This is a genomic window from Bradyrhizobium sp., from assembly GCF_017881085.1.
In the GTDB taxonomy this organism is placed as follows: Bacteria; Pseudomonadota; Alphaproteobacteria; order Rhizobiales; family Xanthobacteraceae; genus Bradyrhizobium.
Map to the genome: position 1 here is coordinate 1 of NZ_JADGRI010000168.1, position 11,412 is coordinate 11,412.

10 protein-coding genes are annotated in these 11,412 nt (G+C 62.3%); 5 read left to right on the forward strand and 5 right to left on the reverse strand.

Features of this window, described 5'->3' with window-relative positions:
• The 3 genes from aspS to QZ213_RS16600 form a co-directional block, all read left to right on the forward strand.
• Positions 1–1,362, forward strand: a 1,362-nt coding sequence (gene aspS, locus QZ213_RS16590) for an aspartate--tRNA ligase (RefSeq protein WP_291687175.1), incomplete at its 5' end; no start/stop codon positions are given.
• Between the two features lie 61 nt (positions 1,363–1,423).
• On the forward strand, positions 1,424–3,733 hold the full coding sequence (locus QZ213_RS16595; protein WP_291687176.1) for an NADP-dependent malic enzyme: 2,310 nt from the start codon (positions 1,424–1,426) through the stop codon (positions 3,731–3,733).
• A 246-nt stretch (positions 3,734–3,979) separates the two neighbouring features.
• Complete coding sequence (locus QZ213_RS16600; RefSeq protein WP_291687177.1) at positions 3,980–4,432, forward strand: DoxX family protein; 453 nt, start codon at positions 3,980–3,982, stop codon at positions 4,430–4,432.
• A gap of 54 nt (positions 4,433–4,486) precedes the next feature.
• Here the strand turns inward: QZ213_RS16600 and QZ213_RS16605 are convergent, their stop codons facing one another.
• From QZ213_RS16605 to QZ213_RS16615, 3 genes are all read right to left on the reverse strand, one after another.
• The gene (locus QZ213_RS16605; RefSeq protein WP_291687178.1) at positions 4,487–5,044 is read right to left on the reverse strand and encodes a dihydrofolate reductase; all 558 of its coding nucleotides are present in this window, start codon (positions 5,042–5,044) and stop codon (positions 4,487–4,489) included.
• 17 nt (positions 5,045–5,061) lie between these two features.
• Positions 5,062–6,012, reverse strand: coding sequence for a polysaccharide deacetylase family protein (locus QZ213_RS16610; RefSeq protein WP_291687179.1), 951 nt, complete (start codon positions 6,010–6,012; stop codon positions 5,062–5,064).
• A 175-nt stretch (positions 6,013–6,187) separates the two neighbouring features.
• Positions 6,188–6,763, reverse strand: a complete 576-nt coding sequence (locus tag QZ213_RS16615; RefSeq protein WP_291687180.1) for a glutathione peroxidase — start codon at positions 6,761–6,763, stop codon at positions 6,188–6,190.
• Positions 6,764–6,947: 184 nt separating this feature from the next.
• On the opposite strand from QZ213_RS16615, the gene QZ213_RS16620 reads away from it, so the two are divergent.
• Complete coding sequence (locus QZ213_RS16620; RefSeq protein WP_291687181.1) at positions 6,948–8,489, forward strand: hypothetical protein; 1,542 nt, start codon at positions 6,948–6,950, stop codon at positions 8,487–8,489.
• A gap of 89 nt (positions 8,490–8,578) precedes the next feature.
• Here the strand turns inward: QZ213_RS16620 and QZ213_RS16625 are convergent, their stop codons facing one another.
• Positions 8,579–10,303 carry a L,D-transpeptidase family protein gene (locus tag QZ213_RS16625; protein WP_291687182.1) on the reverse strand — a complete coding sequence of 575 codons (1,725 nt, stop codon included), beginning with the start codon at positions 10,301–10,303 and terminating at the stop codon, positions 8,579–8,581.
• 208 nt (positions 10,304–10,511) lie between these two features.
• On the opposite strand from QZ213_RS16625, the gene QZ213_RS16630 reads away from it, so the two are divergent.
• Entirely contained in the window at positions 10,512–11,060 is a 549-nt protein-coding gene (locus QZ213_RS16630; RefSeq protein WP_291687183.1) for a CreA family protein, read from the forward strand.
• Between the two features lie 11 nt (positions 11,061–11,071).
• Here the strand turns inward: QZ213_RS16630 and QZ213_RS16635 are convergent.
• A partial coding sequence (locus tag QZ213_RS16635) for a hypothetical protein (protein ID WP_291687184.1) occupies positions 11,072–11,412 on the reverse strand: 341 nt, incomplete at its 5' end.

Here is an 11,412-nt window from a genome sequence, read left to right on the forward strand (position 1 = left end):
CTGCACCAGAACATCATGACCCGCGGCGCGATCGTCGATTCCATGCGCAAGCGGATGAAGGAGCAGGGCTTCTTCGAGTTCCAGACCCCGATCCTGACGGCCTCGTCGCCGGAAGGGGCGCGCGACTTTCTGGTGCCCTCGCGGATTCATCCGGGCAAGTTCTACGCCCTGCCGCAGGCGCCGCAGCAGTACAAGCAGCTCCTGATGATGAGCGGCTTCGACCGCTACTTCCAGATCGCGCCCTGTTTCCGCGACGAAGACCCGCGCGCCGACCGGCTGCCCGGCGAGTTTTATCAGCTCGATCTCGAAATGAGCTTTGTCGAGCAGAACGACGTTTTTGCGGCCGTCGAGCCGGTCGTTACCGGCGTGTTCGAGGAGTTTGCCAAGGGCAAGCCTGTGACCAGGAACTGGCCGCGGATTCCCTTCGCCGAAGCGTTGCGCAAATACGGCAGCGACAAGCCCGATCTGCGCAATCCCCTGGTGATCCAGGAGGTCTCCGAGCATTTCCGCGGCTCCGGCTTCAAGGTGTTCGCGCGGATGCTGGAAGACCCGAAGAACCAGGTCTGGGGCATCCCCGGGCCCGCCGGCGGCTCGCGCGCGTTCTGCGACCGGATGAATTCCTGGGCCCAGGGCGAGGGCCAGCCCGGGCTCGGCTACATCATGTGGCGTGAAGGCGGCGAGGGCGCCGGCCCGCTTGCCAACAATATCGGCGCGGAACGGACGGCGGCGATCCGCGCGCAGCTCGGATTGAAGGACGGCGATGCCGCGTTCTTCGTCGCCGGCGATCCCGACAAGTTCTGGAAATTTGCCGGCCTGGCGCGAACCAAACTCGGCGAGGAATTGAACCTGATCGACAAGGATCGGTTCGAACTCGCCTGGATCGTCGACTTCCCGATGTATGAATACAACGAGGAGGACAAGAAGGTCGACTTCTCGCACAATCCGTTCTCGATGCCGCAGGGCGGCCTGGAGGCGTTGCAAACCCAGGACCCGCTGACCATCAAGGCGTTCCAGTACGACATCACCTGCAACGGCTACGAAATCGCCTCCGGCGGCATCCGCAATCACCGTCCCGAGGCGATGGTGAAGGCGTTCGAGATCGCTGGCTACGGCGAGAAGGACGTCGTCGAACGCTTCGGCGGCATGTACCGCGCGTTCCAGTATGGCGCCCCGCCACATGGCGGCATGGCGGCGGGCGTCGATCGCATCGTCATGCTTCTCTGCGGCACCAACAATTTGCGCGAAATATCGCTGTTCCCGATGAACCAGCGCGCCGAAGATCTTTTAATGGGCGCGCCGTCGGAGGTGACGGTCAAGCAGTTGCGCGAGCTTCACATCCGGCTCAATCTGCCGCAAACCTGATCTCTCATGAATCAAGCACCGAAGCCTGGATTCGGGGTGAGCGAGCCCGCGGAGGGAATTGATGACATCCCATTCTGAAGATCTCCAATCCGCGGCGCTGGCCTATCACCGCTTGCCGCAGCCGGGTAAGCTTGAGATTCAGCCGACCAAGCCGCTCGCCAACCAGCGCGACCTCGCGCTCGCCTATTCGCCGGGCGTAGCGGCTGCCTGCATGGCGATCGCCGAAAACCCGGCGGAAGCCGCATCCCTGACGATCCGCGCCAATCTGGTTGCGGTCGTCTCCAACGGAACCGCGGTCCTCGGCCTTGGCAATATCGGCCCCTTGGCATCGAAGCCGGTGATGGAAGGCAAGGCGGTGCTGTTCAAGAAGTTCGCCGGTATCGACGTGTTCGACATCGAGATCGCCGCCGACACCATCGAGCGGGTGGTCGAGACCGTGGCCGCGCTGGAGCCGACCTTCGGCGGCATCAATCTCGAGGACATCAAGGGACCGGAGTGCTTCGAGATCGAGGCGCAGCTCAAGGCGCGGATGAAGATCCCGGTATTTCACGACGATCAGCATGGCACCGCCATCATCGTCGGCGCCGCCATCACCAACGCGCTGCTGTTGAACGGCAAGAAGCTTTCGGACGTCAAGATCGTCGCCTCCGGCGCTGGCGCTGCGGCGATTGCGTGCCTCAATCTTCTGGTCGTGATGGGTGCGCAGCGCAAGAATATCTGGGTCTGCGATATCGACGGCGTGGTGCATGAGGGGCGCAATACGCTGATGGACCGCTGGAAGGCCGTCTATGCCCAGAAGACCGACAAGCGCAAGCTGGCGGAAGTGATCGGCGGCGCCGATATTTTCCTTGGTCTATCGGCGCCCAATGTGCTGACGCCGGACATGGTCAGGGCAATGGCGGACAAGCCGCTGGTGATGGCGCTTGCCAACCCAAACCCGGAAATCATGCCGGACGAAGCCCGCAAGGCGCGCCCTGACGCCATGATATGCACCGGGAGAAGCGACTTTCCCAACCAGGTCAACAACGTCCTGTGCTTTCCCTTCATCTTCCGCGGCGCGCTCGATGTCGGCGCCACCGCGATCAACGAGGAGATGAAGAAGGCTGCGGTCGACGCGATTGCGCAGCTGGCGCGCGATCCGCCGGTGGACGCCATCGCGCAGGGGTTCGACAGCGGCGAGGCGCAAGGGTTCGGCCCGGGCTCGCTGATTCCGAGCCCGTTCGATCCGCGGCTGATCCTGCGCATTGCGCCGGCGGTGGCGAAAGCGGCGATGGAATCGGGCGTCGCCTCCCGTCCTATCAAGAATTTCGAGGATTATACCGCCCAGCTGGAGCGCTTCGCATTCCGCTCCGGCCTGGTCATGAAGCCGGTTTTCGCGAAAGCGAAGACGCAGCCGGTCCGCGTGATTTATGCCGAGGGCGAGGACGAGCGGGTCCTGCATGCGACGCAGGTGGTGCTCGAGGAAAAGCTGGCGCGGCCGATCCTGGTCGGACGCCCTTCCGTGGTCGAAGCGCGGATCAAGAGGTTCGGCCTCGCCATCAAGGCCGGCCGGGATTTCGACCTCGTCAACCCCGAGGACGACCCGCGCTACCGCTCCTATGTTCAGTCCTATATCGACGTCGCCGGCCGGCACGGCGTCACCCCGGACGCCGCGCGCACGGTGGTCCGCACCAACGCCACCGTGATCGCAGCCCTTGCGGTGATCCGCGGCGAGGCCGACGCCATGATCTGCGGAGTCGAGGGTCGTTACATGAGCCATCTGCGCCATGTGCGCGAGATCATCGGCTTCCTGCCGGGGGTGAGCGATTTCGCAGCGCTTGCCCTGATGATCACCAGCAAGGGCGCCTATTTCATCGCCGACACCCAGGTGCGGCCGAACCCGAGTGCCGAGGAACTCGCGGAAATGGCGGCGCTGGCGGCGCTCCATGTCCAGCGCTTCGCGCTCAAGCCCAAGATCGCGTTCGTGTCACATTCGGACTTCGGCAGCTATGATACCGATTCCTCGCGCAAAATGCGCCGCGCCACTGCGCTATTGAAGCAGAACCATCCCGAACTGGAGGCGGACGGCGAAATGCAGGGCGATACCGCGCTGTCTGAAGCCGCGCGAAAATTGATCCTGCCGCACTCGAAGCTGGAAGGGGAGGCCAATATCCTGATCATGCCGAATCTCGATACGGCCAATGTTGCCTATCAGATGATCAAGGCGCTGGCGGATGCGCTCCCCGTGGGCCCGATCCTGATCGGCCCCTCGCGCCCGGCGCATATTCTCACGCCATCGGTGACCGCGCGCGGCGTTCTCAACATGACGGCCGTGGCCGCCGTCGAAGCCCAGGAGCGCGCCGGCCGCCAGCAGCCGACGTTATTTGGATAGAGTCGCGATTCGGATCGAATCGGAACCGAGGCCATAGATACGTCTCTTGACGCGTCTTCTTCCCGCAAGGCGATACCCACTTCGCTCAAAAAACGTTACAGGTTGGCGAGAATTCGATCAGGTTTCGGTTTGAGAGCGGGGAGCATGGAGAGTTTGATTTGACCGTTTGAAAAGCCGGGGCAGAACGACCATAATCGCCTGACATTGCGACCCTGGCTTATTTGCAGCATCCAGTGAGGCCGATCCATGCCAGCCTTTATCACGTTCGGGCGAATTCTGTTCGCGGTGCTGTTCATCTATTCGGGGGCGACCAAGCTGTTCGCGATTCCGGCCACGGCGGAGTTTATTTCGGCCAAGGTTATCATTCCCGCGCTGCTGACGCCTTATACGTCGCAGCTCGAAACGATGACGGGAATGTCGATGCCGCAAATGCTCGCCATTGCGGTCGGCTCCTTCGAGGTCATCAGCGGATTGATGATCGCGCTGAATTTCGGCGCCCGGTTCTTTGCGATTCTTCTGATTTTCTTTGTGGCTGCGACGATTTTCTATTTCAACGATTTCTGGAATCAGTCGCCGCCCGACAATGCCAAGTCCCTGGTGGACGCCCTGAAAAGTCTGTCGATCATCGGTGCGCTGTTCATGATCGCAGGCTATGGCCGGAGGCCGAGTGCGACGGACCCCGTCTATGGTGAGATCTAGCGCGTATTCCGCAAAAGTGGGCTCCGGTTTTGCGAAAGAGATTACGCGCAATTCCTAAACTTCCCGCCGCCACGGCGTCACGCTGACATCCTCGCCGCTATCGAGAATTTGGCCGTCGCCGGCCTTGAGCCCGTGCGCTTCCAGGATCTGCTGCGGTGACTGCGCGGGCACGCCGGGGAAGCAGGGCTCGCCGCCGGGCAGCCGCACCCGCGGGGCTTGCGAGAGCCAGAACGTGTCGTAGCGGTCCAGGAACATGGCGAAAATTTCGGGTCCGCCGATGATCGCGACGGTGCCGGAAGGTACGCCGGCGAAATCGCAGGCCGCCTCGAACGAAGCTCCGGCCGGATTCCACAGCGTGGCTTTCGAATTCGACGGATCCGGCGCGATCGCGGCGATGCTGCGGGTCACGATGATCCGTTTTCGCCGCGGCGAGTTCGGCTGGTCTTCGTAGGAATTGCGGCCATGCACGATCAGGTCGGCGCGATCGAGGGCGGCGGTGAAGAATTGCTTGTCGCCCTCGAATTTTAGTTCATCCGGCATCACGCGGGCGGCGTTCGCCAGCATGCCGTCCGCCGACACGATGACATAACCGTCGATGCTCAGATCCGGCATCTTGCGCGCGGAGAATGCTATTCCGAAATCGTCTGCACCACGCTGGAGACCGGCCGCGAACTCACGGTCGGCAGCTTGGCGTCTTTCAGAATTTCGTCGTCATACTGCGGCAGGGTCTGCACCGGGGCCTTGGGGATCATCTTGACGATCTTGTAGCCGCCGGCCTTCAGCCGGTGCAGCAACTCTGGCAGCGCTTCGGCGGTGTGCTTGTGGAAGTCGTGCATCAGGATGATGCCTTTGCCGAGCTTGTCCAGCTTCTTCATGGTGACGTCGATGACCTGCTGGGCGTTGCGCGCCTTGAAATCGAAGGAGTCGAGATCGCAGGAGAACATGGCGACGTTTCTGGTCCCGAGATAGGTCACCATTTCCGGCGGATGCTGCAGCGCCGGGAAGCGGAAGAACGGTGCCGGCGAAACGCCGCCCAGGGCCCATTTCACCGCGCTGAAGCCCTTCTCGATCTCCTCCTTGCGCTGGTCTTCGGTCAGCTTCTTGTTGGTGAGGGTGGCGTGCGACCAGGTGTGCGCTCCTACGGTATGGCCGGCCGCTAGAACCTCTTTCAGGATTTCCGGGTAATAGGTCGCATGCTTGCCGATCGAGAAGAAGATGCCGGTGGTGCATTCGTCCGCCAGCGACTTCAGCACTGAGGGCGTGTTGACTGGCCACGGCCCATCGTCGAACGTCAGCACCACTTCGTGGTCGCGCAGGAAGTCGAGCTGCTTGAAGTGCTCAAAACCGAAGCCCGGTCCGCCGGTCGTATCGATTTCGACGACGCGGGCGATGCCGAGCGCATTGGGATTGGCGCAGGTCGCTTTGGCGGGGGCGGGTGCTGGGGCGGGAGCTGCGGCCCCTTGCGGAGCTGCCGCCTGAGGGGCCGCAGCGCTCTTGGTGGCGGAAGTCTGCGACCAGGCCAGGCCTGACGCACACAGCGAAATCGCGCCCGCAAAGATCAATCCTGCCGCAATCCGCATCTTCTTCATCCCTTACACTGATCCGGTGCCCGGCCCGGCTTTTTCGCCACGGTCCGGCGCTTTCCCGCCCTGATAATACTAGCCTAGTTGGACCTGCGCCGCCACGGCAACGGCTCTTATCCCCACAGGCCGATTCGTCGTGCGGACCGGTCAATTACGGAGAAGAGGGCGCGCGTCAGGACTCGGCGAGCGCCCGCGCAATGGCGGTTTTGACGCGCGTATCCGATGGTTCGACGGCCGAGGGAAATACTTCCGCGATGTATCCGTCGCGGCCGATCAGATATTTGTGGAAGTTCCAGCGCGGAACGTCCTTCGGACGCGCCGCGGCCGCCCATTTGTAGAACGGATGCGCATTCGGACCGTTCACCACGGCCTTGGCTGTGATCGGAAAGGTAACGCCGTATTGGTGCTGCGCCGTCTCCGCGATATCGCTCGAGCCGCCCGGCTCCTGACCGCCGAAATCATTGGAGGGCACGCCGATGATCGTCAGGCCCCGACCGTGGAATTCGGTCCACAATCCCTGCAATCCGGCATATTGCGGGGTGTAGCCGCATAATGACGCGGTGTTGACGATCAGCAGCGGACGGCCGGTGTAATCGGCGAGGCTGATATCGCCGCCATCCAGGGCATGGAACGAAAAAGCATAGGCCGTGACCCGGCTCATGGCCGCCTGTGCGCGGGCTGTCCGCGTCGCGAGCGGGCCGATGGCCGCAGCCAACGCCGCCGTGAGGATGGTCCTGCGGTTGATCATGGCGTCTCTCCGAGCCGGGCAAGAATAGACCAACGGACAGTGAACCGCCTTTCAATAGATGTTGATACCGCCCCGCCGGGTGATACCGCCCGGAGGCTGGAGCAGGTCGGCGGTAGGATCGGCGATTGACCCAACGCAAACCGGACGAGGCTCTGTTTTGGTAGCTTAGCTTGGTTGACCGACTTTGGACTTTCTCGACCGGCGCATGATCTCGGCCTCGCGGCGTGAGGCTTTGGCAGCAAGGAAGATAGTTTTGCATGCCCGCCCCGGTTTGTGGCTGGCTGTATTGGGCTTGGGGGCCCAGCAAATGACAACCTTTGCGCCGGCGTTGCCGATGCCTGGCTCGTTGGCGTCGAAGGCCGAATATCGAACTTTGTTGTACCTGGCGCTGCTGTCGTTCGCCGCCGCCTGGTTCTTGGCGTGGCCGATCTGGCGGGCGCAGTTCTTGATCGAGATCTGGCCGACCGAGGCATGGAATGGCTACTTCCAGGACGCTGCCGCCGCCGGCCTGCCTATTTACCCCCCGGCCGACGGTCTGGTCGGCAATAACTATCCGCCGCTCTCTTTTTACGCGATAGGGTTGCTGGGCAAGGCGCTTGGAATCGACAATTTGTTCGTCGGCCGCGCGGTATCGTTGATCGCGCTGCTTGCGGTTACAATCGAGGTATTCGTTTCCGTTCGCGTCCTCGTTGGTGGTCGCGCCGGCGCTGCCATCGGTGCGCTTTGGTATCTCGCCATCATGGCGCGCAACCAGACAACCTACGTTGGAGCCAACGACCCTCAGCTTGCGGGCGAAGCGATCATGGGGGCCGCGCTCGTGTGGTTCCTGTTGCACTGCCGTGCCGGGCAATCGCCTGTTCGATCGCTGCTCTTGATGGTGGCCGCAGGATTTTGGAAGCACAGCATGATTGCGGTCCCGGTCACTGCGGTCGCATGGCTAATCATCAGCCGGAGCCGGTACGCGGTTCGGGCAACCATCATCGGCGCCGCGGCGTGTGTGATCGGCATTGCCACCTGCGTCGTCGTGTTTGGACCTGACTTCCTTCCGAACCTGCTCGCCAACCGGCAGTACGCATGGTCGAACGTGATCGGAAATCTCGGCCACCTTCAATGGCCAGCGCTGGCGCTTCTGATCTGGGCCGGCTGGGCCTTCAATAACAGGACGTCGAACGCGGCAAAAATCACGGCGCTTCTCATCGGCTTCGGCCTGTTGTCCTGCATCCTGCAATGGTTCGGTCACGGTGTGGCCGGCAATGCCGAATTCGATCTGTTCCTCGCGTTGGGAATAGGGGCTGGAGTCGCATTTGCCCGTATTGAAACGACATGGATAGCCAAACGGATCGGCGCGCGCCGATCCCGGGATTTGATGATTGCGGCGCTTTTGATCCGGCTCATCGCCTCCGACCGTCAGGAAACCGCTTTGCTCATTATGAGCGGTGACTTTCGTTCCTTCATCTATGCCAACCAACGCACCGTGTTGAACGATGCGGCGCAGGTCGCTGCGATGTCTGGCGACGTGGCCTGCGCCAACAAGATCGTGTGCAGGCTCGCCGGAAAACCGTTCGTCGTCGACGAATTCAAGCTCGAAGAACTCGTTGCAACCGGCAAGGCCACGGCGACCGACGTCGCGTCAATGCTCGATGCACGTCAGATCAGTTCATTCGCCAATAACGTCCCGACCGGCGCCGACAGATCTATTTCCCGCTGGTGGCGAATAAATCAGTGATGCGAGCGCTTCGATCCCGCCAAGGACGCATGCGAGCGATCCGCCGCGCGTGATCATCGCGAATTTATCGGGATCGGGCGAATCCGCGATTAGCGCAGCGAAACGATGAAATCCGTTCCTTCGCCGGTTTCGCCGGCACTGATGCCCTGATCGGAAACGATGATCGAGGCTCCGGTTGAGAGCGCGTCCACAATCCGCGCCATCGTATCCGCAGGAATGGTGATGCGATCCAGCGCCTCACCGGGGCTGTCAGGCACCGGCGATGGTTTCGGCTCGACGATGGCGACAGCGGCGGTCTTCCGCCGGCGCGAGGCGCGCTCCTCTCCGTCACGCCGCTCGGCGCGCCGCGACGGCAACGAGACCACCGACCAATGCACGACGTTGGCATTGTTCTTGTCGATTTCTGCGGTAAACACATGCGTTCCCAGCGGCCGCTCGCTCGGCGCGATCGTTACGGGCGCGTCGAACAGCGGCGCGAAATTCTGCCGCACGTAGAGCTTTGAATCCTTTCGGCTGATGAAAACCGCGATCTGACCGGAGCGCTTTGGCGCCGTCGCTGACGCCGCGTCGGTTTTCCCGGCGGCGGCACCATCAGGCTTGTCGGCCGGCTTCTCGCCTGACTTCAGCGCGTCCGCATTCGACGAGCTGATCTCGACGTCATCCGTCTTCGCCTCGACCTTTTTCCCGGAGGGCTTTACTTCACTGATCGTGCTTCCGGTCGCCGACACATCGGCTATTGCCGCGTCCATCGTGGCCTCGGCGGCCCTGTCGTCGGACAATTCGGTTTCCCCGGGCTTCGCGGATCTTGCCGTTTCGGAATTGGCAGCTTCGGCCTTTGCATCGGTCTTCGATGCATCGGCCGCTTGGTCCGCAGCGGCGTCGGGCGCGCTCGTCGGCGCGTTGACGGTCCGGGAGCCCTCGTGCGGCGTTGCATCTGATACCGCGACAGCGGGTCGGGACGCGGGCATGGCGCCGCTGGCGTCCGCGGTGTGGGTCTGCCCGCGCAAGGAATTGGATGTCGGCGGCTCGCCGATGATCGGCTGTGCGCGGTCGGCGTGGCCGACGGTCGGTCTCAGTTCAAGCTTCGCTTCCGAAATCGCGGGCTTGATCGGCGTGTCGGCCTCGGAGGCCTTGTCGGATCTTGGCACGGGCGGTGCGTCAGCCTGCGGCTCGGCTGCGGGAAGCGGTACGACTTTCTGCGTCACCAGCAGCGGATGCGAAAAGTTGGCAGGGGTCATTTCGCCGGGAGTAACGACGACCCGCGCGCCCATCCTGGTCCAGTTCCACATCTTCATGGCGAACGCGATCGGCATCCGGATGCAGCCGTGCGATGCCGGATAACCGGGAAGCACGCCGGCGTGGATCGCGATGCCTGACCAGGTGATCCGCTGCATATAGGGCATCGGCGCGCCGCTATAGATGTTGGAATGGTGCAGCTTCTGTTTCTGGATGACGCTGAAGACACCCATCGGCGTCGAATGGCCCTTCATGCCGGTCGAGACCGGGGCCTCCGCGAAGAATCCGTTGGCGTCGTAGATTTTGAGGTTTTGCCTCTCGATCGATATCGCGATGATGATCGGCCCCTGTGGCTTGGCCGATTCCTTCGCCGGCGCCGCGATCTTTTTGACCTGATGGCGGTGCGGCTTTTGCCGGGCCGTCGGCCCCGGCCGATAATATCCGGTATCGGAATCCGACCAGTAATACAGCGCGGCTTCCGCTGGGGCGGTGGCACCGATCGCGCCGGCAGCCGTCAGAACTGCTATTCGCCAAAGCTGTCCGCCACCAAGAACCCTATGCTCGCCCACGCGCACCATTTCGAATCCTTTAGTCCAATCGATCCTTAGTGTCAGACGAGATACGCCTCCACCAGCGTGAGGCTTCCATTAGCCGGCGGTTTTCGGGGTTAGCGTAACAAAAAAGCCTCACACTCCGTTAAAGGCGCAGACGCCACCCCTTGCCGGCGGCCTTCCTGCGGGGCCTTTTCGCGCCTACATGGGTGGCAGCGCGCCAACGGAGAAAAACATGACACGTAAAGCCCTAAGCCTTCGTGACACGAGGTGGGGACCTTCAGCCTTGCTGGCGCTGGTTTTGGCGCTATGGCCGGGCTCGTCGGTTTTCGCCGCCGACGAGCCGGACCTGATCTTCCGCCGCTCGACCGTATTCAAATTGCTTAGTCCGAACGACAAGCTCGCGACCTATGGTGTCGACGACCCCGAGGTCGAGGGGGTCGCCTGTCACTTCACGGTGCCGGAGCGGGGCGGCTTCAAGGGCTGGCTCGGGCTTGCCGAGGAAGTCTCGGATATTTCGCTGGCTTGCCGCCAGATCGGCCCGATCCGCTTCAAGGACAAGATGGAGCAGGGTGACGACATGTTCCGCAAGCGGCGCTCACTGTTCTTCAAGAAGATGCAGATCGTGCGCGGCTGCGATGCCAAACGGAACGTGCTGGTTTATATGGTCTATTCGGATCGGCTGATCGAAGGCTCGCCCAAGAACTCCACCTCGTCGGTGCCGATCATGCCTTGGGGGTCCGCCGATACCATGGTCCAGAAATGTGGCGAGTTCATCCAGTGACGGGTTGCTGATTATCCCTTTGCCGGAACCGGCCGCGGGCGAACCCACGGCACAGGCCGGGCATTGGGGTCGCGGCAACCCACCAATTGCAGGAACTCTTGCGGTTCAGATTGATTTCCGCGGCCGCTGTCGCCGCTCTGTTGCGTCATGGCGACGCAAATCCTCGGGCGTTCTTTCGTCAGGAGATTTGTTTCACCGGCCCGCAGTGCGGATGCACCGCTGGTCACGGCCAGGCTTTCGGCGGTCGGCTGGCCCGGTCTGCGCGTTGCGGTCTTACCGCCGACGCCGATGTTGCCATTGCCCGACACTGAAATCCCCTCGTTGAAGCCGAAACCACAACGCGCAACAGCCT

Excerpts from the sequence above, each read along its gene's own strand:
- QZ213_RS16595 (WP_291687176.1), top strand. The coding sequence starts at position 1,424 with ATGACATCCCATTCTGAAGATCTCCAATCCGCGGCGCTGGCCTATCAC.
- QZ213_RS16615 (WP_291687180.1), bottom strand. The coding sequence starts at position 6,763 with ATGATCAACCGCAGGACCATCCTCACGGCGGCGTTGGCTGCGGCCATC.
- QZ213_RS16605 (WP_291687178.1), bottom strand. The coding sequence starts at position 5,044 with ATGCCGGATCTGAGCATCGACGGTTATGTCATCGTGTCGGCGGACGGC.
- QZ213_RS16625 (WP_291687182.1), bottom strand. The coding sequence starts at position 10,303 with ATGGTGCGCGTGGGCGAGCATAGGGTTCTTGGTGGCGGACAGCTTTGG.
- QZ213_RS16630 (WP_291687183.1), top strand. The coding sequence starts at position 10,512 with ATGACACGTAAAGCCCTAAGCCTTCGTGACACGAGGTGGGGACCTTCA.
- QZ213_RS16610 (WP_291687179.1), bottom strand. The coding sequence starts at position 6,012 with ATGCGGATTGCGGCAGGATTGATCTTTGCGGGCGCGATTTCGCTGTGT.
- QZ213_RS16600 (WP_291687177.1), top strand. The coding sequence starts at position 3,980 with ATGCCAGCCTTTATCACGTTCGGGCGAATTCTGTTCGCGGTGCTGTTC.